Source organism: Niabella soli DSM 19437 (assembly GCF_000243115.2).
Lineage (GTDB): Bacteria > Bacteroidota > Bacteroidia > Chitinophagales > Chitinophagaceae > Niabella > Niabella soli.
In genome coordinates this window covers 1,836,638-1,857,612 of the sequence record NZ_CP007035.1, presented here as the reverse complement: position 1 = coordinate 1,857,612, position 20,975 = coordinate 1,836,638, and the positions used below count along the sequence as shown (strand labels likewise).

The window sequence follows — 20,975 nt, the reverse complement described above, 5'->3', positions numbered from 1 at the left end:
CGCCTTCCGCTTGCCGATTGAATGAACTCTGTTAATTTTGCCCAATGTCAGTTGCAAAAAATTATCTGAGCCTGGTAAAATTCTCGCATACTATTTTTGCGATGCCTTTTGCGTTTATAGGTTTTTTCCTGGGGGTTCGCAGTCTGGATATAAGTGATGAGTCGCCCAATGCCACGGGGATCATGCCCACCATGTGGAATAAATCCATTTATTTTTTCAGGGAAAAAGGCTGGTTGTTTTTGCTGGTTCTATTATGTATGGTGCTGGCGCGAAACGCGGCCATGTCGTTTAACCGTTACCTGGATCGCCGGTTTGATGCCTTAAATCCCCGTACCGCGGTGCGCGAGATTCCCGCAGGTGTTTTGCCCGCCAAAAGAGTATTGGGATTTACGGTTGTAAACAGTTTATTGTTTATTATGGCCACCTATTTTATTAATACTATTTGTTTCTTTTTATCACCTGTAGCATTATTGGTGGTGCTGGGGTATAGCTACACCAAGCGTTTTACCGCTTTATGTCACCTGGTGCTGGGGCTGGGGTTGTCATTAGCGCCTATTGGCGCTTATTTGGCTGTTACCGGAACATTTGCCCTGCTACCGGTCTTGTTTTCTTTTGCTGTGTTGTTTTGGGTGAGTGGTTTTGATATTATTTACGCCCTGCAGGACGAAGCCTTTGACCGTACAAATGAGTTATATTCCATTCCCTCAAAACTGGGCGGTAAAAAAGCCCTGCAGGTTTCAACCGTTTTGCATTTGCTTAGTGCCGCTGCAGTAGTTTTTGCCGGTATCAGCGGGCATTTTGGCTGGGTCTATTGGTGCGGGGTGGCTGTATTTATCGGCATGCTTATTTATCAGCACAGTATTGTAAAACCCAACGACCTCCGGAAGGTGAACCTGGCGTTTATGACGGCCAATGGCATTGCTTCGGTAGTTTTTGCGGTATTGGTCATCGCGGACATGTTTCTGGTTCATGGTTTATAGTTCATGGCCCATAGTTTTACATTTCTTATTTATTATTTCATCTTGGCTAGAATTCTCGCAATCGACTATGGTTTAAAACGCACCGGCATCGCAGTTACCGATCCGTTGCAAATTATAGCAACAGGGCTCACAACGATCGATTCTAAAGAGCTGATCCCTTTTCTGAAAAAATATACCGGGGAGGAGCCCGTTGAAAAAATTATCATGGGCGAGCCCAAGAACTGGGATGATTCTGATACGCATGGCACTCCTTTGGTAAGAAAAGCAGTTAAAGAGATAAAAAAACATTTTCCTGCAATGCCCCTGGAATTGGTGGATGAACGTTATACCTCCAAAATGGCTAAGGACGCCATGCTGGAAATGGGATTGAAGAAAATGCAGCGAAGGAATAAGGCGCTGGTGGATGAAATTGCGGCTACGATTATATTGCAGGAATACCTGGGGCGGAATGCTTGATGCGGAACGCTCAATGCAGGATGCTTAATGCGGAATGCCAATGCTTGATACCGGATCCTTAATGCTCGATTCCAGTATTGAGTATCAAGCATCGAGTATCAAGTATCCAGTAATCTGCAAACCCTTAATTCAACCTTTTCTGATCATTCCTGGGCAAATTAAACCGGCCCTCTGTAATGGTTACCGTTTTGCCCGCCTTATTCACATAGGATAAGTTTCCTGTAAAGAGCCCTGCCATTTTCCCGGCAGTATCAATCACTTTAAACTCCTGTAAGTTGATCTTTCCCAAATCAGGGTTAGGACTGCCCATAGATTGCCTGGTTTCCATAACCCATTCATCATTTACCGAGTAGCCAAGATAGCGAAAGTCATATTTCATGCTGGGCGGGTTCTTAACAGTGCTGTCTGCATTATACTTGACGACGGTCACATTGAAATTTAAAAGCAGGTACTCCCCGGTTGCGTTGTTTTTGGCGCTAAGCGCTAAAAAGGGCATATTACTGCCCGACCATTCCGTTTGCAAATAGGCTCCCAGGTCGTCTGGAAGGGTTTCCCACTGATTATCTATTTTAACTTTGAAATACCAACCTGAAGTGTCAAAGGTGTCGTTTCCCTTTTGGCAGGACAGACAAATAACCGAAAGCAGAACGGACAATGCAAGCAAGTTTTTTCTCATAGCAGTTTTTTTACGAAAATACAAGATTTGTGTACATTTTCTGGGGAGTAGTTGAACGCTTAATGCGGAATGCTAAACGCGCAATGCAAATGCAAAAACGTCAGACGTCAAACGACAAACCAGAAACCTGCAACCTGCAACCGATATGCCAATTCTTACTACCTTTGCATCTATGATTTTACCCATTGTTGCCTACGGCAATCCTGTTTTAAGAAAAGTGGCGGAAGATATTGACGCTGGCTATCCTGAGTTGCAATCACTTATTGAATCGATGTGGGAAACCATGTACGCCAGCAACGGCGTAGGCCTTGCTGCCCCGCAAATTAACCGGTCCATCCGTCTTTTTGTAGTGGATAGCCGGCAGATCATCGAAAATCTTGAGGATGATGAAAAGGACCTCTATCCTGGTGATGAAGGTATCCGCCAGGTGTTTATTAATGCTTATGTAGAAGAAATGGAGGGGGCGCTCTGGAGTTACAATGAGGGATGCCTGAGCATTCCTAAAATACGGGAAGATGTACGCCGCAATGAAACCGTAACAATAACCTACCAGGATGAAGATTTTCAGGAGTATACCCAAACCTTTAGTGGTATTACGGCGCGGGTCATTCTCCATGAATATGATCATATCGAAGGGAAATTATTTATTGATTACCTGCCGCCTTTAAAAAAGAAACTGATAAAAAGTAAGCTGAACGATATTGCCAACGGGAAGATACGGGTGGATTATAAAATGTCTTTCAGTTAAGGACGTGTCCGGGGACATTATTGTATGTAATAGTATTTCCCGCTGACTTCGCAGATTTACGCTGATATATGATTATTTAGCCTGCGATAATCTGCGCATTCTGCGGGAATTATTATAATTTTCTAAAACGACAAATTCTTTTAACATGAGAAAACTGTTGCTTGCTTTTTGTCTTTGTATTGCTGCTAATGCTTTTGCGCAACCAAAGATCTACACCGTTCAAAATGCACATTCCCACAATGACTATGAACAGAAAAGGCCTTTCTGGCTGGCTTATGAACATCGGTTCGGTTCAATAGAAGCGGATGTGTTTTTGCGACCCAACGAGCTGTTGGTGGCGCATAACGAAAAAGAGATCCGGCCAGACCGGACGCTGAGGAGTCTTTACCTGGATCCTTTGAAATCAATGATCCTTAAGAATAAAGGAGCCGTATATCCCGACCCCAAAAGACAGTTGGTGCTCCTGATCGATTGCAAAATTGACGGCGTTGCCACCGTAGCTGAAATTATCAGGGAGCTGAAAGCGTACCCGGATATCATTAATAATAAGCGGGTGCGGATCGTAATAACCGGTAATCAGCCCTCCAAGGACTCTTTGTTTACGTATCCCTCTTTTATCTGGTTTGATGGGGATCTTACCTATAACTATACCAAGAAGAATCTTGCCAGGGTTGCGCTTTTCAGTGCTAATTTCAGGGACTATTCCAAATGGGATGGTACCGGTACTTTAGATGCGGCTTCCAAACTGGTGTTGGAGCGGGAGATCGCCAAAGCGCGCCGGGCCGGCAAAACAGTCCGTTTCTGGGGGGCTCCGGACACGCCCAATGCCTGGAAAACCTTTGAAGCATTAGGGGTTGGGTATATTAATACTGATAAGATCGCGGAGCTGACGGAATTCGTGCACCAATAAATACCTCCTATGGGTACTGCGGAATAACCTGCACGGATAATTTCTTTTGAATAATACCACCACTGTAAAATTGGGTAAATATAAACCGTGTATAACACCATGCTTTCACGCTTCTGCTGCCTGTAACAGCCGGTTTCCAGCCGGTGCAGGAGAGCTTTAACAATCGCAGCGCCTCCTGTTTGGTTTGCTTCAGTTTGGCAACCAAAGTAGTTACTTTGGTGATGCCGCCGTAGGGTAGCACAACAAACTTTACAATTACCGTATCTGAGAACGGTTGGTCTTTGTATCCTGTTGAATCAATGTACGGGAAAAGGAGTGATCGGTTAAAAAAATCAATTTTATCATTTGTGTTTTCGTTAAATCTTGGGGGCACTTCCGTTTTTGTAAATATTTCGTAATTGAACAAAAGGCTGTCATCGTCTGAATAGCAGGGCCTGTTTCTGTCGTAGGCTAATAATTTTAGTTTATCGTCCGCAGTTATTATAATGGACTTGTTTGCCGTTTCTATCCTGATCCCGGTGTATTCTTCACTGGCTATCCGTGTTTTTTCAATATTAAAATATTTTAGCGCCCCTGCTTGTAAAATCGCTTTTGGGATATGTTTTACCGGGTTATTGTTTATAGACAGGGTCTTTAATTTAGGGAGTGTAAAAAGGGAAAAGGGGATTGAATCTATTTTATTATTATCTAAATTCAGATACTCTAATTCCGGTATATTTATAACCGGGGGAATACTAGTGATGCGATTTCCATCGAGTGTCAGCCAATTCAATTTTTTTAACTCAAATATCCAGGACGGCGCAAAGTCAATGTGTGCATTGGTGACAATCAATGTTTTCAACTGTTCGCAGTTCCGGAGCGCTTTAGGAATGCTCCTGAGATTATTGGCGTTATAGGCATACAAATGTTTAAGTGATGGGGGCAATGACGGTATTTCAGACAGTACCGTATCATTACTTATAGAAAGCATTTCCAATGCTTTTAAACTGTCTAATGGAGGCAGTTGTGTAAAGGGATTGCTATCCAATTTAAGTTGTTTCAGTTCCTGTAAGGCAGCAATTTCCCTGGGAAGCATTTGCAGATTATTACCGGATACATCTAGTGCTTCAAGCGATGTTAGCGATAACAGAATGCCGGGTAAATGGGTAAACTTATTATGGGAGATATCTTCTTTAAATTAGAGAAGGCTTTAAACGAAGCAGGTAGTTCTTTTAGCTGATTATTGCTGATACTCAAATAGTTAAGTGTTCTATTAAGCCCGGGGCTGTTTTTAAGGGTGGTAATATTATTGCGTTCAAGAACAAGTGATTTTAGAGACGACATGTTTTTTATCCAGCCGGGGATTTCTGTTACCCTGGTATTATTTAACGCCAGATATTCCAGCTTTTTCAGCTTTAATATGCTTTTCGGGATACTGCTTATTTTGTTATAACTGATGGTAAGCTGGCGCAGGTTGCCGAGTTTGTAAATGCTTTCGGGTATCTGCGTGAGCCCTCCGCCATAAAGCGAAAGTTGGGTCAGGTTGGGCAGTTGTGCTATAAGGCTCAGATCTGTTTTGAGGATGGCATCATGTTTTAATTCAAGATAGAGAACCGAGTCCTTGTATTTGACGGCGGAATCTATACTGGTGTAAACTATAGTATTGCGTTTTGCCGGAATTAAATTTTGAGCTTCGCAATTAATTGAAAAACAAATAATTAATAATAAAAGGATGTCTTTTTTCATAAAGCAGTTGTTGCCCACTGATTGGTTATTTTTTTACTGCAAGGGTCGTCGCATCTAATTTATTGATAAAAATTGATATCTGCAAAGCGGTTCCTGCGTTACATAAAGTGCAATGTTTTAAAATTAATGGATAAAAATTAGTTTATTTCAAAAGGAGACTGTACATTTGCACTCCCAAATAAAATTGGGTTTATCCAATGTCACAGAGAATCAGAATTAAATTACAGTCTTACGATCACAACCTGGTTGATAAATCAGCAGAAAAAATCGTAAAAACAGTGCGCAGCACTGGTGCAGTTGTTACAGGGCCTATTCCTTTGCCCACGCATCGTAAAATTTTTACCGTTTTGCGTTCTCCGCACGTAAACAAAAAGAGCCGCGAGCAGTTTCAACTGGCTACACACAAAAGATTATTGGATATCTATACTTCTTCTTCCCGCACAGTAGACGCTTTGTCTAAGCTGGATTTGCCCAGCGGTGTGGAAGTGGAGATCAAAGCCTAATCCCGATAGCTATCGGGAGGCGCTGCCTGTGGCAACTAGTTCTTTTTAAAATACTTTCATCTCTCAAGTTCCGCCCTGCGGGAAGAAAAGAGCTCTGAAAATCAGCTTCTTAAGCAAACGAAGTAAAAACATAAAAACAAGCCATTCAGGGTTTGTTTACTATCGGTACTTCCTAATTCTGCATCAGGCAGGAAACAACGGAAAAGGTCGCTAGCAAACGGGGATCGAGTCGCGCCACCAGCGTGAAAGTCCCAATAAACCTGTTCGGCATAAAACAACATAACAATGAAAGGTATTATTGGGAAAAAATTGGGAATGACCAGTATCTATGATCCTTCAGGTAAACAAACAGCCTGTACGATCATTGAAGCCGGTCCTTGTGTCGTAACGCAGGTAAAAACAACAGATTCAGACGGTTACAACGCACTGCAGATCTCTTTCGGCGATAAAAAAGAAAGTCGCATCACACAACCAGAGAAAAACCACTTCGCTAAAGCTAACACCTCCGCTAAAAAATTCTCAAAAGAATTCAGAGATTATTCCCTCGAAAAAAATATTGGTGATACCATTACTGTAGACATCTTCGAAGAAGGTGATAAAGTTGATGTTGTAGGTACTACAAAAGGTAAAGGTTTCCAGGGTGTTGTAAAACGTCATGGTTTCCACGGGGTAGGTGAGCAGTCGCACGGTCAGCATGATCGTCAGCGTGCTCCGGGTTCATTAGGTAACTCTTCCGACGCCAGCCGTGTAATGAAAGGTATGCGTATGGCCGGCCGTATGGGTGGCGACCGCGTAAAACTGAAAGGTTTGAAAGTGGTGAAGATCTTCGCTGAAAAAAATTACATTCTGGTTAGTGGTTCCGTACCGGGCCATATCGGTTCTATCGTTTATATCCAAAAGTAAGATCCGGTATCCTGTAACACATAAAATTTTTGAAAATGCAAATTGAAGTTTTAAATATAGAAGGTAAAAGCACTGGCCGCTCCGTAGAGTTGCCTGATGATATCTTTGGTGCAGAACCCAATGACCACGTGATCTACCTGGCTGTTAAGCAATATTTAGCTGCACAGCGCCAGGGAACCCATAAAGTAAAGACCCGTGCGGAAGTACAGGGTGCCAGCCGCAAGCTGCACAAACAAAAAGGAACCGGTGGCAGCCGTAAAGGTAATATCCGGAATCCGCTGTACAAAGGTGGTGGTACCATCTTCGGACCCAAGCCCCGCGATTACAGCTTTAAGCTGAACAAGAAAGTAAAAGACCTGGCTAAGATTTCAGCGCTGTCTTATAAAGCAAAAGCAAATGCTATCGTTGTTGTTGAGGACATCAACCTGGAAGTTCCTAAAACAAAAACTTTAACCACTGCTTTAAGCAAATGGAATGTAGGCGATAAGAAGTTAATGTTCATCACTGCAGAACCGAATGATAATGTTGAATTGTCATTGCGCAATGTACCCAGCGTACTGGCACTGCCCTTGAGCGATATTAATACTTATGATATCGTAAACTCTGAAGTACTGGTACTTTCTGAAGGCGCTGCTAAAATATTTTCTGAAGATTTAGAAACTGCAGAAGCTTAAACAAATGTGTAAATGTGCTGATGTGGAAATGTGGAAATGCGATCAGCACAAAATATAGAGATTAAAATTTTCACATTACCACATTTTCAAACTTTCAAATTAGTAAAAGATGAAACCTTCTGAAATATTAATAAAGCCGATTTTAACCGAAAAAGCAAACGCTCAGCAGGAAAAGCTGCATCGCTATGCTTTCAAAGTGGCAAAAAAATCGAACAAGCTGGAAATCAAAAAAGCTATTGAAACTTTTTATGGTGTTACCGTAACCAGCGTAAATACAGTTGTAGCCCCTGCAAAAAATAAAACCCGTTATACAAAGGCCGGTTTTATCCAGGGACGTAAAGCAGGGTATAAAAAAGCTTATGTTACTGTAGCGGCCGGAGAGGAGATCGATCTGTACGCAAATATTTAAGTTCATAGCATATGGCATATAGTTCATAGAAAGAGACCATGAACTATGATCTATGAACCATTAACAAAAACAGAAAGGCAATCAACCGCCGCGAAGTGTTGAATAGATAAGAATCTGAAATAAATACAATGTCAGTAAAGAAATTTAAACCGGTAACAGCCGGAACCCGTTGGAGAATCGGAAATTCGTTTTCCGAAATCACTACCAACCAACCTGAAAAAAGCTTAGTTGAAACTAAGAAAAGCACAGGTGGGCGTAACTCTTCTGGTCACTTAACCATGCGTTACAGAGGTGGTGGACATAAGAAGAAATACCGTATCGTAGATTTCAAAAGAGATAAGCATGATGTAATTGCGAAAGTGGTAAGCATCGAATACGATCCGAACCGTACTGCATTTATAGCATTGTTGGAATATGCAGATGGTGAAAAGCGTTATATCCTGGCGCCTCAGGGGCTGAAGATCGGCACTGAAGTGATCAGCGGTAATGCCGTAGCTCCTGAAATTGGTAATGCGTTGCAATTGAAGAATATGCCACTGGGTACTAACGTTCACAATATTGAACTGAATCCGGGTCAGGGTGGTAAAATTTCCAGAAGCGCCGGTGCTTCTGCTCAGTTAACCAACAAGGAAGAAAAATACGCTGTATTGAAAATGCCTTCTGGTGAGTTGAGAAAAGTACTGATCAACTGTTTTGCTACAGTAGGGGTGGTAAGCAATAGCGACCACAGCCTGCAAAGCATGGGTAAAGCCGGTAGAAACCGCTGGAAAGGTATCCGCCCCAGAAACCGTGGTGTGGCGATGAACCCTGTAGATCACCCGATGGGTGGTGGTGAAGGTAGAGCTTCCGGTGGTCATCCACGCAGCCGTACTGGTAAATACGCTAAAGGAGAGAAAACAAGAACAGTGGGTAAGTCAAGCGATAAGTTAATTATCCAGCGTAAAAACGGAAGTAAACTGGCTAAATAGTAATCACTAATCAGAATTCAGAAATCAGAAATAAACAAATATGGCTCGTTCGATAAAAAAAGGTCCTTATGTAGCAACTCACTTAGAGAACAAAGTGCTGGCTATTAATGAAGGAAAAGGGAAAAAGGCTGTAATTAAAACCTGGAGCCGCCGCTCTACAATTACACCTGATTTTGTAGGCCACACTTTTGCAGTACATAACGGAAATAAGTTCATTCCTGTATATGTTACAGAGTTTATGGTTGGACATAAACTGGGTGAATTTGCACCGACCCGCAACTTCAAAGGACATGCGGGCGATAAGAAGTAATCGTATTAGTAAAAAGAATTTTTTATAAAAAAAGATCGTTTGATGGCGAAGGGGGAATGTACTAAACATTGAACCGGAAACCGGAAACTTGAAACTAAAATAATGGAAGCAGTAGCAAAACTTAGAAATTATCCAACATCCCCTCGTAAAATGAGGTTGTTGGCTGATTTAATCCGCGGCCAGCGAGTGGATTTGGTATTGGCCGAATTAGAGCACAATCCCAAACACCCTGCAGTACCTTTGCGTAAGCTGGTGTTGAGCGCTATTACAAACTGGAAGCAGGCTAATGAAGGGGCCGATGAGGCCGGATTAGTGGTGAAGACCATTTTTGTAGATGGCGGCAGAACCTTAAAGCGTATGCGCCCCGCACCCCAAGGTCGTGGGTACCGTGTTCGCAAACGCAGCAACCACGTTACACTTATTGTGGACGTTGCCGGCGAAAGCAAAAAAGCAACTAAGAAAGCTAAAGCGGTTCCTGCAGAAGAAGTGAAGGAAGCCCCGGCTAAGAAAGCTGCTGCGAAAAAGTCAACTAAAGAATCTAAAAAAGCATAACCAATAAATATGGGTCAAAAAGCAAATCCAATTGGTAACCGTTTAGGTATCATCCGCGGATGGGAATCTAACTGGTATGGAAGCAAAAAAGACTTTGCTTCTAAGTTAATCGAAGACAATAAGATCAGAACCTACCTGAATGCGCGTATCAACAAAGGAGGGATCTCTAAAATTGTTATCGAAAGAACTTTAGGTAAATTAATTATTACGATTCATACATCCAAGCCTGGTATCATTATCGGTAAAGGCGGTGGTGAAGTAGACCGTATTAAAGAAGAGCTGAAAAAATTAACGCAGAACGACGATGTACAGATCAATATCCTGGAGATCCGTCGTCCTGAAACAGATGCGATGATCGTAGGCGACACTATTGCCCGTCAGATCGAGAACCGCATCAACTTTAAACGGGCTACTAAAATGGCGATTGCTTCTGCCCTGCGTATGGGTGCGGAAGGGATCAAAGTAAAACTGAGCGGTCGTTTGGGTGGTGCTGAAATTGCCCGTAGCGAAGAGTTCAAACAAGGCCGGGTACCGTTGCATACGTTCCGTATGGATATTGATTATGCAAACGTATTTGCCCAGACTGTTTACGGAAAGATCGGTATCAAGGTATGGATCTGTAAAGGTGAAGTATTAGCTAAGCGCGATCTGAACCCCAACTTTATTTCCGGCAATGATAAAAATGTAGGCGGCGGAGAAAGAAGAGAGCATCGCCGGGATGACCGCAGAGGCGATCGGGATCGTCGCGGTGGAGGAAGAGATAAAAGAAACTAATTAATGTGGAGATGTGGAAATCAGGGAATGTGAAAATTTGTGTTTCCTGGTATCCATCGAATAAAATAGTTATTTGGTTGTGAGGGTTCATTTTCACATTCTCACATTCTCAAATTTTCAAATTAAGTAAGATGTTACAACCGAAGAGAACAAAGCACAGGAAAATGCAGAAGGGTCGCATGAAAGGCGATGCTAAAAGAGGAACGACCATTTCTTTTGGTTCTTACGCCTTAAAGGCCCTGGATTCTCACTGGATTACTGACCGTCAGATTGAAGCAGCCCGTCAGGCGCTGACCCGCAGCATGAAACGGGAAGGTAATGTTTGGATCCGGATTTTCCCTGATAAGCCGATTACCAAAAAGCCTGCAGAGGTACGTATGGGTAAAGGTAAAGGTAACCTGGAATACTGGGCAGCAGTAGTACAGCCGGGCCGTATCATATTTGAAGTGGATGGCGTTAGTGAAGAAGTGGCCCGTCAGGCATTGTCCCTGGCATCCGGTAAACTGCCGATCAAGACAAAGTTCACCATGCGGAGGGATTTAGTTACGAATTAATAATGTGGTAATGTGGAAATGTGATAATGTAGGGGGAAGTAACCTAAAACATTGTCCGGTCGCATAGCAACAAGTAATTTTCACATTTAACACATTCTCACATTTTCAAATTAATAAAGATGTCAAAGAAAAAAGAATTTGTAGACAGCATTAAAGGGGTAAGCGTTGAAGACCTGAAGATACAGCTGGAGCAATCCAAACAGCGGTTAAAAAAGCTGGAATTTGCTCACGCTATTTCTCCGCTTGAAAACCCGATGTCTATCCGGGCGCTTCGTAAAGATATCGCCAGAATTGAAACGTTTTTAAAACAGAACAGCGCAGCTGTAAAAGCTTAACAGCAATTTAGTACAAGCTAAAAGGTAAATAAAATGTCTGAAAGAAATTTAAGAAAAACAAGAATAGGAGTGGTTACCAGCAACAAAATGACAAAGACCATTACTGTTGCGGTTGAAAGAAAAGTAAAACACCCTATTTACGGTAAGTTCCTTAAAAAAACTACCAGCTTTCACGCTCATGATGAAAAGAATGAGTGCAGCATTGGGGACACCGTTAAAATTATGGAAACCCGTCCTTTGAGCAAGCTGAAACGCTGGAGACTGGTTGAGGTAATTGAGAAAGTTAAATAGATATTAGTACTGAGTATTCAGTATGTAGCAATAATTTTTGTATCTAAGTACTAAGTACTAAATACTAAATACTAAAAAACAAATTAAAATGATACAGCAAGAAAGCCGATTAAACGTTGCCGATAACAGTGGCGCTAAAGAAGTTCTTTGCATCCGTGTGCTGGGTAACAGTGGGCAGCGTTATGCAAGAATCGGTGATAAGATCGTTGTTACGGTTAAAGACGCTACACCGGCAGGTGGTATTAAAAAGGGTACGGTGGCTAAAGCCGTTATTGTTCGCACCACCAACAAATTACGTCGTAAAGATGGTTCTTATATCCGTTTTGACGATAACGCGGTGGTGATCTTAAACGCAGCAGATGAGCCCAGAGGTACCCGTATCTTCGGACCCGTGGCCCGTGAGCTGCGTGATAAAGGGTATATGAGGATTGTTTCATTGGCCCCTGAAGTTCTGTAAGAAGCTAAATGCCTAATGCAAAATGCGGCAGGCATTCTATCCATAAAAAATAGCGTTAAGCCTCGCGCCTCGCGCATTAAGCATAAAGAAAGCATAAAAAAATGAGCAAAAGATTTAAACCCAAGTACAATATTAAAAAAGGTGATCTGGTTATTGTTATCAGCGGCGCCGGCAAACCCCGGAAAGATGATAGCGGTAAATACGAATACAAACCCCGGTTGGTGAAAGAGGTATTGGTGGAAGATGGAAAAGTGCTGGTGGAAGGGATCAATATCAAAACCAAACATACCAAACCTTCGGCTCAGAATACGAAGGGGGGTATCGTTAAAACAGAAGCACCGATCCATATCAGCAACGTTATGCTGTGGGATGCAAAGGCTAAAGCTCCTTCTAAAATTAAGCGGGTACGCGAAGAAGGTAAAACGCTGCGCATCTTCAAAAAATCCGGAGAAAAAATCTAATCTTTTGTGTATCGCATAATAAAGTAATAGACCATGAGTACTAAAACATATATCCCCAGGCTGGCCACAAAATATAAAAATGAAGTGGTTCCTGCATTGGTTAAGAAATTTTCTTACAAATCAGTAATGCAGGCTCCAAAGCTTGAAAAGATTTGTATCAATCGCGGTGTAAACGGCGCTGTGACCGATAAAAAGCTGGTAGACGTTGCCGTGGAGGAACTGACAACCATTACAGGTCAGAAAGCAGTGGTTACCAACTCGAAGAAAGATATTTCAAACTTCAAACTGCGTAAAAGCATGCCTATCGGTGCGCGTGTTACCCTGCGTGGTGAGAAAATGTACGAATTCCTGGATCGTTTGATCGCAGTGGCATTGCCCCGCGTACGTGACTTTAAAGGGATCAATGAAAAATCTTTCGATGGTCGCGGTAACTACACCATGGGTGTTACCGAGCAGATCATTTTCCCTGAAATTGATATCGATAAAGTAAATAAAATTACCGGTATGGATATCACCTTCGTTACTACAGCAGCAACAGATGCAGAAGCATATGAACTGTTGAAAGAACTGGGAATGCCTTTTAAGAACGCAAAGAAATCTGCTGAATAATAATATTAAATTGAAATTGATATAAAATGGCAAAAACTTCAATTATAGCCCGTCAGAAAAAAAGAGAGAAAATGGTGGAGCAATACGCCGCAAAAAGAGAAGAGCTGAAGAAAGCCGGTGATTACGCCGCTTTGGACAAGCTGCCTAAAAACTCTTCTAAAGTGCGTTTGAAAAACCGTTGTCAGCTTTCTGGCCGTCCAAAAGGATATGTTCGCTATTTCGGAATTTCCAGGGTTGCTTTAAGAGATATGGCCCTGAACGGAAAAATTCCCGGATTGAAAAAAGCAAGCTGGTAAATCTTTTCATAGCTCTGATGAGGAGCCTAACAAAGCCGTAAGACAGGGTATGGGCTTTTAAAATAAACCACCCACTCAATTTAGAACTGAAATAATTCATATAACAATGGTAACAGATCCAATTGCAGATTTTTTAACTAGAATACGTAACGCTCAAATGGCGGGACACCGTATCGTGGAGATCCCTGCATCAAACCTTAAAAAGCGCCTGACTGAAATTTTATACAACCAGGGATATATCCTGAAGTATAAATTTGAAGAAGATAATAAGCAAGGACTTATTAAAATAGCTTTGAAATACGATGCAAACTCTAAACAGCCGGCTATTCAAAGCCTGGAAAGAGTTAGCCGCCCGGGTTTGCGTCAGTATGCAAAACCTGCTGAGATCCGTCGGGTTAAAAACGGTTTGGGTATTGCTATCCTGTCTACTTCAAAAGGAGTAATGACCGATAAAGATGCAAAAGCTCAGAACGTTGGTGGAGAAGTTCTTTGTCACATCTACTAGAATGTGATAATTAGGAAATTTGAAAATTTGAAAATGGTTTTCAAATAATAATAGGGCTCAATGTGAATTTAAGTTTTTTATACGGTAACTGAAACCATTTGGACCTACATTTTCAAATTATATAAATTCTCAAATTTTCAAATTAAAATTATGTCTCGTATAGGTAAACAACTCATTACAATTCCCGCCGGCGTAACTGTTACCGTCGATAATAGCAACGTGGTAACCGTTAAAGGTAAAAAAGGCGAATTGAAACAACCCGTTAACGCGGATATTAAAGTAGAAGTAAAAGATGGTGAGGTCGCGATCACCCGTCCTTCTGATCAAATTCACCACCGCGCGCTGCATGGCTTAACCCGTGCATTGGTTGCCAACCTGGTTGAAGGGGTAACTAACGGATTCGAAAAGAAAATGGAATTGGTTGGGGTAGGTTTTAAGGCTACGAACCAGGGTAATGTACTGGATCTTGCTTTAGGATATTCTCACAATATTGTTTTTGATATTCCGAAAGAACTTACTGTAGCTACTGAAACAGTAAAAGGACAGAACCCTACCATTACCATCAGCGGAAGCGACAAACAACTGGTGGGCGCCGTATGCGCTAAGATCCGCAGCCTGCGTAAGCCTGAGCCTTATAAAGGAAAAGGGGTTCGCTTCGTTGGTGAGATCGTACGTAAAAAAGCAGGTAAGTCTGCAGGTAAGTAATTAATTTGAAGATTTGAAAATGGATTAATTTGAAAATTGATTCATTAAACATTTTCAAATTCTCAAATCATCAAATTTTCAAATTCTTCCTGGCAGTATCAGGAAAATAAATAGAAAAGACAATGTCAAACGCAAAAGTCAAAAGAAGAACCAGCATTCGCCGCAGCATCCGTGTAAAGATCAGCGGAACCGGACAAAAACCAAGATTGGCGGTGTTCCGCAGCAACACTGATATTTACGCACAGTTGATTGATGACACTACTGGTGTTACTATTGCAGCGGCGTCTACAAAAGATAAAGAAATCGCAGCTCAGGCGGGTACTAAATCTGATAAGAGCAAATTAGTAGGTGCTGCTATTGCACGCAAAGCTGTTGATCTGAATGTGAAAAATGTAGTTTTCGACAGAGGAGGTTACCTGTACCACGGTCGGGTGAAAGCAGTGGCGGAAGGCGCAAGAGAAGGTGGTTTGCAATTTTAAAAAGTTATTCAATTCTAAAACGAAATAATGTCAACAGTTAATTTGAACAATGTTAAAGCCGGCGACCTTGAATTAAAAGATAAGGTTGTAGCGATCAATCGTGTGGTAAAAACAACTAAAGGTGGTCGTGCATTCAGCTTTTCTGCATTAGTTGTGGTAGGTGATGGTAACGGTGTTGTAGGACATGGTTTGGGAAAGGCGAAAGAGGTTCAGGAAGCTATTACCAAAGGAATAGAAGACGCAAAGAAAAACCTTATTAAAGTTCCCATCATGAAGGGCACTATCCCTCATGATCAATGGGCTAAAGAAGGGGCGGCGAAAGTAATGGTAAAGCCTGCATCTGCCGGTACCGGTGTAATCGCCGGAGGCTCTATGCGCGCCGTGCTGGAAGCTGCTGGTATCACCGATGTATTGGCAAAAAACTTAGGTTCAGCAAATCCTCATAACGTGGTTAAGGCTACTTTTAAAGCTTTAGCAATGATGAGAGAGCCGGTACATGTAGCTAAAACAAGAACCGTAGGTTTAAAGAAAGTATTTAACGGATAAAAAAGTTTAAGGTTTAAAGTTTAAAGTTTAAAGTTGATAAAGACCTTGAACCTTGAACCTTAAACCTTGAACCTTAAACATAATTAAGGCAATGAAAAAATTAAAAGTTACTTTAGTAAAAAGTCCTATCGATCGTCCGGAGCGTCAAAAGCTTACATTGAAGGCGCTGGGTTTAAATAAAACCAACAGCAGCAAAGAAGTAGAAGCTACTCCACAGATCCTTGGAATGATCCGCAAAGTAGAGCACATGGTTACCGTGGAGGAAGTTAACGCTTAGTTATTAGCGATTAACAGTTTCTGAATAACCAATTAATTAAACAAGCGAGGGGAATAAACCCCGGAAGTAAAAATTTAAAAACAATGAAATTACATGAATTAAAGCCTGCAAAAGGCGCGGTACACAAAGAGAAAAGAATTGGTCGCGGTGAAGGTAGCGGCTTCGGTGGTACTTCTACAAAAGGTAATAAAGGTGGACAAAGCCGTGCGGGCTACAAAAGGAAAATGGGCCATGAAGGTGGTCAGATGCCTATTCAGCGTCGTACCCCTAAAAGAGGCTTCAAGAACCCCGATAAAATCGTTTACAAGGTGATTAATATCGGCCAGGTAGATCAATGGGCTGAAACACATAATATTACTGATTTTTCCGCCGAGAATTTGTATACCATGGGCTTTATTGGGAAAACAGATAAAGTGAAGATCCTGGGCAATGGAGAGATTAAAGGAAAATTCAATTTCAAAGTTCACGCAATAAGCGAAAAAGCTAAAACGGCTATTGAAGCTGCTGGCGGAACGGTTGAAATTTTGAAGTAAAATTTTCCGGAAATAAATTTGGACGCACTCAGTGCGTCTTTTAATTTTGGAGCATTGACAAACTAAGAAGAATCAGGTGAAAAATTTAATCAAAACATTAAAAAATATTTGGAGCATTGATGAGCTTAGGAGTAAGATCCTTTTTACGTTAGTGCTTACCGCTGTTTATCGTGTAGGAGCGCATATAGTGCTTCCGGGAATTAATCCTGTTGCGCTGGAACAGTATAGCAAAGCCAACCAAAGCGGTATCCTGGATTTGATCAATACTTTTGCGGGAGGGGCCTTTAACCAGGCTTCCATCTTTGCATTGGGGATCATGCCTTATATTACAGCGTCCATCTTTATACAGTTGATGACGGTATTGGTGCCTTCTTTCCAGAAAATGCAAAAGGAAGGAGAAAGCGGCCGCAATAAGATCAACCAGATCACCCGTTACCTTACCGTAGCGGTAACGCTGGTACAGGCTTTTGCCTATATCGCTTACCTGCACCAAACAGCCGGCCCGGCTATTATGCCCGGATATGGCTCATTCAACTTTACATTAACGACCGTAGTGGTGCTTACCGCAGGAACGCTTTTTGTAATGTGGCTGGGTGAGAAGATCACAGATAAAGGATTGGGAAATGGTACTTCATTGATCATCATGGTGGGAATCCTGGCGCGTCTGCCGCAGGCATTCACACAGGAACTTGCCGTTCGTTCGGTGCGTACCGGTGATATCCTGATCTTCATTATCGAAATAGCGTTATACATTGCCATTAATATGGGTTGTATTATCCTGGTACAGGGAACCCGGAAAGTACCGGTAAATTATGCGAAGCAAATCGTGGGCAACCGGCAGTTTGGCGGAGCCCGCCAGTTTCTGCCATTGAAAGTAAACGCAGCTGGTGTAATGCCGATCATCTTTGCGCAGGCGATCATCTTTGTACCCACCTTGTTTACCATGGGTAGCAAAAACGCCACACTGGGCCGGATGTTTACCGATCATACAAATGGCTGGTACATGCTGGTATATGCTGCAGTAGTTATCGGATTTACCTTCCTCTATACAGCGTTGATTTTTAACCCCAAACAAATATCAGATAACCTGAAGCAGAATAATGGGTTTATCCCCGGTGTAAAACCAGGACAGCCTACTACTGATTATATCGGAACGATCATGGACCGGATCACCTTCCCGGGCGCTGTATTGCTGGCGCTGGTGGGTATTCTTCCCGGTATTATTCAAAAGTTATTCGGTATGACGCAGGGATTTGCAATGTTCTTTGGAGGTACTTCACTGCTGATCATGGTAGGGGTTATCCTGGATACCTTACAGCAGGTAGAAACACAATTGATGATGCGCCAGTATGATGGCTTAATGAAAAGTGGTCGCATACAGGGACGTCAGAGTTCCTCTGCAATTCAGATTTAAGTAATCTTAAGAATTTTCAATAAATTTGCAGTCCCGCAGCAGCCGTTGCGGGACTTTTTTAATAAATGGTATGGTTAAAATAAAAACAGAAGAGCAGGTGGAGCTCATGCGTAAAAGTGCATTGCTGGTAAGTAAAACACTAACAGAGATCGCTAAAATTTTGAAACCCGGAGTTACTTCGATAAGTCTGGATAAAAAAATAGGCGAGTTCATAAAAGATCATAATGCAGTGCCTTCGTTTTTAAACTATAACGGCTATCCGTTTAACTCCTGTATATCGGTAAACGATGTTGTGGTGCACGGGTTCCCTAATAAAAGAGAACTGAAAAATGGGGATATTGTCTCCATTGATGTAGGCGTTATTTTGGAGAAATGGCATGGCGATCATGCTTATACTTTTGTTATTGGCGAACCAACGCCGGAAGCGGCTCAATTGGTTGCCGTAACCAAGGCCTCCCTGTTCAAGGGCATTGAAAAAGCAACAGCAAACAATCGCATCGGGGATATAGGCTTTGCTATCCAGGACTATACTGAAAAACAACGGGGCTATGGCGTGGTACGCGAATTGGTGGGGCATGGTCTCGGACAAAAAATGCACGAAGATCCACAGGTGCCCAATTATGGCAGAAGGGGTAATGGTATGAAGCTTGCCAGCGGAATGGTATTGGCTATTGAGCCCATGATCAATCTGGGTACCAAAGATGTGTACACGGAAAGCGATGGCTGGACGGTACGCACCAAAGACGGCAAGCCCTCTGTTCATTTTGAACATGACGTTTGCGTGCGCCCGGGAAAAGCAGATGTGCTTTCCAATTATGCAACGATTGAAGAAGCTGAAAAAAACAACCCGGAATTATTTGTTTGCGAGCTGGCATCCTGAACGCTACGCAATTAATATAAACCCTGCCCGTTCCGGTCGGTCGGGCATTTAGAAGTTAAGAATCATTAAGTCGTTTTCTTAATGGCCTTAATTTCTTAATGGTTATTAAAAAGCCATTGAAGCACAGATCCGCTGAGGGCGTGTGGCGTACCGCGCATAACTTATCGGCCTTCCCGTTTTACCGGCCCAAAGAATCTCCGATAAAGTATTCATCATTTCTTTACATTGATACCCTCGCCAATTGCTCCGGATTGAATATCTTTAGCTAAACGAATTGTTATGAAACGCAAAGATTTTTTAAAGGCGGCTTCCCCTTTATTCCTGTTGCTGGCCAATGGAAACATTGTTAAAGCCGGTAACGAGCTACAGTCCTTCCTGGGGAAAAAGAAGCGCCTTCGGTTTGCCATTGCTTCCGACCTGCATTACGGGCAGGAAAAAACAGACTATGACAATTTTTTGAAAACGGTCATAACCAAGATCAATGCAGCCCATGTCGTACAACCTTTTGATTTTTGTATGTTAAACGGTGATATTGTGCATAATGATCCCAAACACTACCCGGCTGCAAAAGCACTGATCGAACAATTGAAAATGAAATGGTATGTAACGCCCGGGAATCATGATCAGGTAACGGCGGAACAATGGATGCAGATATGGAACAGCCCGGTGAATTATACCTTTACGGCAAGGGAAACGGTTTTCCTGGCCGCAACCACTTCCGACGAGAAAGGAAAATATATCTGCCCGAACCTGGGCTGGATGCGGCAGCAACTGGAGCAGCATCAGCACGCGAAAAACATCTTTATAATCATTCATATAAACCCAGCCAAACTCACTGCTAATGCTGTTGATTGCCCCGAGTTCCTGGAGCTGGTAAAACAGCATAAGAATGTACGCGCTATCCTTAATGGTCACGATCATGATCAGGACGGTATTTTAAAGCGTGATGGAATTCCCTTTATTTTTGATGCGCATGTAGGCGGCAACTGGGGAACGGATTATAAAGGATTCCGTATAGTGGAATTGCTGGATAATAACGATGTGCTTACCTATATTATGAACCCGGATGTAAAAATAAATAGTGCTACGTTGCAGGTATAGTACCGGCTGCCGGCCAGGGAAAACGCTTTTTTTCTTTGACCGGCAGGCCCGAAACTTTCTGCTCAAAGTCCAGATAAGGCATTAGAAGACTTGTAAACGTCAAAAGGGTTCCATCTTTCATATAAATCTTATAAGCAGCAAAGTCATAAATAGGATTTTTGCCACTGTTTGATGATTGCTTTATTTCGATGGCATCAATGTCTTGTTTCAGATATTCTTTTTGCTCGTTTTCCGTTCCGTAGTAAAACGTTTTTTTGCCTTTGGAAAAGATAAGTACTTTGTTTTTGTCGATAGCGTAATATTTGATCAGCAGCAAAATCTGGATGCCGCCTCCCATCACTGATAGGAGAAGGATCAATAGCAATACTGCCAAAAGCGGATGCAGGCCTTTTATTGGATGCGTTGCCAAAGAAAATAGCAGGACCAACCCAAATCCAAAGTATACGATATTAGAAAAGGAAAAGCAAAATGCCCGCAACCTCCTTTCATCAACGGTATAGCAGAAATCATTGGTGGCAAAATGCCGCGCCTTTTCCTTAAACCAGGTGTTTTCAAATTTAAATCCGTCCGGGACCTGTTCCGGGTTATTAAAATATTCTCTTACATACGGAAAACTTTCTTCCAGGGTTACAACACTTTTCAGGTATAAATCATCATTGCCCGCGTCATAATAGTATAGCACAAACTTATGGTTATAATAGAGTCCCAGCTTTAAATAACTTCCGTTATCGTCCTGCAGGGTAACCGAAGGGGTAGTCATATCTACTACAAGATGATCGTGCTCCTTTTCCCACGGATAATTTTTAATTAGCTGAAGGGTTGCTTCATAAGTGCGTTGTTGGATTTCGGCAAACTCTCCCGGTTCGTAATTTTTATATTGCACTTTACTGGTTAAAGCAATCATCTTATGTTAAAAATAAAAAAACCGCCTCAATTGGAGACGG

The 20,975-nt window shown here is 42.2% G+C and carries 32 protein-coding genes; 28 read left to right on the top strand and 4 right to left on the bottom strand.

The window, feature by feature from the left end; all coding sequences use genetic code 11:
* The first annotated feature begins 44 nt into the window (after nucleotides 1-44).
* Nucleotides 45-980, top strand: coding sequence for a UbiA-like polyprenyltransferase (locus NIASO_RS07920; RefSeq protein ID WP_008584572.1), 936 nt, complete (start codon nucleotides 45-47; stop codon nucleotides 978-980).
* Nucleotides 981-1,022: 42 nt separating this feature from the next.
* Nucleotides 1,023-1,436 (top strand): Holliday junction resolvase RuvX, encoded by a 414-nt coding sequence (gene ruvX / locus NIASO_RS07915; RefSeq protein ID WP_025298800.1) that lies wholly within the window; start codon nucleotides 1,023-1,025, stop codon nucleotides 1,434-1,436.
* 124 nt (nucleotides 1,437-1,560) lie between these two features.
* Here the strand turns inward: ruvX and NIASO_RS07910 are convergent, their stop codons facing one another.
* Complete coding sequence (locus NIASO_RS07910) at nucleotides 1,561-2,112, bottom strand: hypothetical protein (protein WP_008584576.1); 552 nt, start codon at nucleotides 2,110-2,112, stop codon at nucleotides 1,561-1,563.
* A gap of 145 nt (nucleotides 2,113-2,257) precedes the next feature.
* On the opposite strand from NIASO_RS07910, the gene def reads away from it, so the two are divergent.
* Together def and NIASO_RS07900 are read left to right on the top strand one after the other, a co-directional pair.
* Complete coding sequence (gene def / locus NIASO_RS07905) at nucleotides 2,258-2,860, top strand: peptide deformylase (protein ID WP_084568274.1); 603 nt, start codon at nucleotides 2,258-2,260, stop codon at nucleotides 2,858-2,860.
* Between the two features lie 145 nt (nucleotides 2,861-3,005).
* Complete coding sequence (locus tag NIASO_RS07900; protein WP_008584579.1) at nucleotides 3,006-3,770, top strand: phosphatidylinositol-specific phospholipase C/glycerophosphodiester phosphodiesterase family protein; 765 nt, start codon at nucleotides 3,006-3,008, stop codon at nucleotides 3,768-3,770.
* A gap of 7 nt (nucleotides 3,771-3,777) precedes the next feature.
* Here the strand turns inward: NIASO_RS07900 and NIASO_RS07895 are convergent, their stop codons facing one another.
* Nucleotides 3,778-4,899 (bottom strand): leucine-rich repeat domain-containing protein, encoded by a 1,122-nt coding sequence (locus NIASO_RS07895; protein ID WP_245605255.1) that lies wholly within the window; start codon nucleotides 4,897-4,899, stop codon nucleotides 3,778-3,780.
* Nucleotides 4,887-5,495 (bottom strand): leucine-rich repeat domain-containing protein, encoded by a 609-nt coding sequence (locus NIASO_RS19640; RefSeq protein WP_008584583.1) that lies wholly within the window; start codon nucleotides 5,493-5,495, stop codon nucleotides 4,887-4,889. The genes NIASO_RS07895 and NIASO_RS19640 overlap by 13 nt, the downstream gene beginning before the upstream one ends.
* Nucleotides 5,496-5,692: 197 nt before the next feature.
* On the opposite strand from NIASO_RS19640, the gene rpsJ reads away from it, so the two are divergent.
* From rpsJ to NIASO_RS07770, 24 genes are all read left to right on the top strand, one after another.
* Nucleotides 5,693-5,998 carry a 30S ribosomal protein S10 gene (rpsJ, locus tag NIASO_RS07885; RefSeq protein WP_008584585.1) on the top strand — a complete coding sequence of 102 codons (306 nt, stop codon included), beginning with the start codon at nucleotides 5,693-5,695 and terminating at the stop codon, nucleotides 5,996-5,998.
* Between the two features lie 285 nt (nucleotides 5,999-6,283).
* Entirely contained in the window at nucleotides 6,284-6,901 is a 618-nt protein-coding gene (gene rplC, locus NIASO_RS07880) for a 50S ribosomal protein L3 (protein ID WP_008584589.1), read from the top strand.
* A gap of 35 nt (nucleotides 6,902-6,936) precedes the next feature.
* The gene (rplD, locus tag NIASO_RS07875) at nucleotides 6,937-7,575 is read left to right on the top strand and encodes a 50S ribosomal protein L4 (RefSeq protein WP_008584590.1); all 639 of its coding nucleotides are present in this window, start codon (nucleotides 6,937-6,939) and stop codon (nucleotides 7,573-7,575) included.
* 109 nt (nucleotides 7,576-7,684) lie between these two features.
* On the top strand, nucleotides 7,685-7,984 hold the full coding sequence (gene rplW, locus NIASO_RS07870) for a 50S ribosomal protein L23 (protein WP_008584592.1): 300 nt from the start codon (nucleotides 7,685-7,687) through the stop codon (nucleotides 7,982-7,984).
* A 128-nt stretch (nucleotides 7,985-8,112) separates the two neighbouring features.
* A complete protein-coding gene (gene rplB / locus NIASO_RS07865) occupies nucleotides 8,113-8,952 on the top strand; it encodes a 50S ribosomal protein L2 (protein ID WP_008584594.1) in 840 nt (279 codons plus the stop codon).
* 40 nt (nucleotides 8,953-8,992) lie between these two features.
* Complete coding sequence (gene rpsS, locus NIASO_RS07860; RefSeq protein ID WP_008584596.1) at nucleotides 8,993-9,262, top strand: 30S ribosomal protein S19; 270 nt, start codon at nucleotides 8,993-8,995, stop codon at nucleotides 9,260-9,262.
* A 102-nt stretch (nucleotides 9,263-9,364) separates the two neighbouring features.
* The gene (rplV, locus tag NIASO_RS07855; RefSeq protein WP_008584598.1) at nucleotides 9,365-9,814 is read left to right on the top strand and encodes a 50S ribosomal protein L22; all 450 of its coding nucleotides are present in this window, start codon (nucleotides 9,365-9,367) and stop codon (nucleotides 9,812-9,814) included.
* A 9-nt stretch (nucleotides 9,815-9,823) separates the two neighbouring features.
* Nucleotides 9,824-10,588 (top strand): 30S ribosomal protein S3, encoded by a 765-nt coding sequence (gene rpsC, locus NIASO_RS07850; RefSeq protein ID WP_008584599.1) that lies wholly within the window; start codon nucleotides 9,824-9,826, stop codon nucleotides 10,586-10,588.
* Between the two features lie 131 nt (nucleotides 10,589-10,719).
* Nucleotides 10,720-11,142, top strand: coding sequence for a 50S ribosomal protein L16 (gene rplP / locus NIASO_RS07845; RefSeq protein ID WP_025298798.1), 423 nt, complete (start codon nucleotides 10,720-10,722; stop codon nucleotides 11,140-11,142).
* Nucleotides 11,143-11,261: 119 nt separating this feature from the next.
* A complete protein-coding gene (gene rpmC / locus NIASO_RS07840) occupies nucleotides 11,262-11,477 on the top strand; it encodes a 50S ribosomal protein L29 (protein WP_008584602.1) in 216 nt (71 codons plus the stop codon).
* Between the two features lie 33 nt (nucleotides 11,478-11,510).
* On the top strand, nucleotides 11,511-11,768 hold the full coding sequence (gene rpsQ, locus NIASO_RS07835; RefSeq protein WP_008584604.1) for a 30S ribosomal protein S17: 258 nt from the start codon (nucleotides 11,511-11,513) through the stop codon (nucleotides 11,766-11,768).
* Between the two features lie 88 nt (nucleotides 11,769-11,856).
* Nucleotides 11,857-12,225, top strand: coding sequence for a 50S ribosomal protein L14 (gene rplN / locus NIASO_RS07830; protein WP_008584606.1), 369 nt, complete (start codon nucleotides 11,857-11,859; stop codon nucleotides 12,223-12,225).
* Between the two features lie 101 nt (nucleotides 12,226-12,326).
* Nucleotides 12,327-12,686: a 50S ribosomal protein L24 gene (gene rplX, locus NIASO_RS07825; protein ID WP_008584607.1), complete on the top strand. Its 360-nt coding sequence runs from the start codon at nucleotides 12,327-12,329 to the stop codon at nucleotides 12,684-12,686.
* Nucleotides 12,687-12,719: 33 nt separating this feature from the next.
* Nucleotides 12,720-13,295 carry a 50S ribosomal protein L5 gene (gene rplE / locus NIASO_RS07820; RefSeq protein WP_008584608.1) on the top strand — a complete coding sequence of 192 codons (576 nt, stop codon included), beginning with the start codon at nucleotides 12,720-12,722 and terminating at the stop codon, nucleotides 13,293-13,295.
* 26 nt (nucleotides 13,296-13,321) lie between these two features.
* Entirely contained in the window at nucleotides 13,322-13,591 is a 270-nt protein-coding gene (gene rpsN, locus NIASO_RS07815; protein WP_008584609.1) for a 30S ribosomal protein S14, read from the top strand.
* Nucleotides 13,592-13,697: 106 nt separating this feature from the next.
* The gene (rpsH, locus tag NIASO_RS07810; RefSeq protein WP_008584610.1) at nucleotides 13,698-14,096 is read left to right on the top strand and encodes a 30S ribosomal protein S8; all 399 of its coding nucleotides are present in this window, start codon (nucleotides 13,698-13,700) and stop codon (nucleotides 14,094-14,096) included.
* Between the two features lie 150 nt (nucleotides 14,097-14,246).
* Nucleotides 14,247-14,801 (top strand): 50S ribosomal protein L6, encoded by a 555-nt coding sequence (gene rplF / locus NIASO_RS07805; protein ID WP_008584611.1) that lies wholly within the window; start codon nucleotides 14,247-14,249, stop codon nucleotides 14,799-14,801.
* Nucleotides 14,802-14,923: 122 nt separating this feature from the next.
* Complete coding sequence (gene rplR, locus NIASO_RS07800; RefSeq protein ID WP_008584612.1) at nucleotides 14,924-15,280, top strand: 50S ribosomal protein L18; 357 nt, start codon at nucleotides 14,924-14,926, stop codon at nucleotides 15,278-15,280.
* 27 nt (nucleotides 15,281-15,307) lie between these two features.
* On the top strand, nucleotides 15,308-15,826 hold the full coding sequence (rpsE, locus tag NIASO_RS07795; RefSeq protein WP_008584613.1) for a 30S ribosomal protein S5: 519 nt from the start codon (nucleotides 15,308-15,310) through the stop codon (nucleotides 15,824-15,826).
* Nucleotides 15,827-15,917: 91 nt separating this feature from the next.
* Complete coding sequence (rpmD, locus tag NIASO_RS07790; protein WP_008584614.1) at nucleotides 15,918-16,103, top strand: 50S ribosomal protein L30; 186 nt, start codon at nucleotides 15,918-15,920, stop codon at nucleotides 16,101-16,103.
* 83 nt (nucleotides 16,104-16,186) lie between these two features.
* The gene (gene rplO / locus NIASO_RS07785) at nucleotides 16,187-16,636 is read left to right on the top strand and encodes a 50S ribosomal protein L15 (protein WP_008584615.1); all 450 of its coding nucleotides are present in this window, start codon (nucleotides 16,187-16,189) and stop codon (nucleotides 16,634-16,636) included.
* Nucleotides 16,637-16,712: 76 nt separating this feature from the next.
* Nucleotides 16,713-18,050 carry a preprotein translocase subunit SecY gene (gene secY, locus NIASO_RS07780; RefSeq protein ID WP_008584616.1) on the top strand — a complete coding sequence of 446 codons (1,338 nt, stop codon included), beginning with the start codon at nucleotides 16,713-16,715 and terminating at the stop codon, nucleotides 18,048-18,050.
* A 70-nt stretch (nucleotides 18,051-18,120) separates the two neighbouring features.
* Complete coding sequence (gene map / locus NIASO_RS07775; protein ID WP_008584617.1) at nucleotides 18,121-18,930, top strand: type I methionyl aminopeptidase; 810 nt, start codon at nucleotides 18,121-18,123, stop codon at nucleotides 18,928-18,930.
* Nucleotides 18,931-19,209: 279 nt separating this feature from the next.
* On the top strand, nucleotides 19,210-20,031 hold the full coding sequence (locus NIASO_RS07770) for a metallophosphoesterase family protein (protein WP_008584618.1): 822 nt from the start codon (nucleotides 19,210-19,212) through the stop codon (nucleotides 20,029-20,031).
* On the opposite strand, the gene NIASO_RS07765 is transcribed toward NIASO_RS07770, so the two are convergent.
* Nucleotides 20,015-20,935: a hypothetical protein gene (locus NIASO_RS07765; protein ID WP_008584619.1), complete on the bottom strand. Its 921-nt coding sequence runs from the start codon at nucleotides 20,933-20,935 to the stop codon at nucleotides 20,015-20,017. The two genes, NIASO_RS07770 and NIASO_RS07765, sit on opposite strands and share 17 nt — an antisense overlap.
* Between the last annotated feature and the right edge of the window lie 40 nt (nucleotides 20,936-20,975).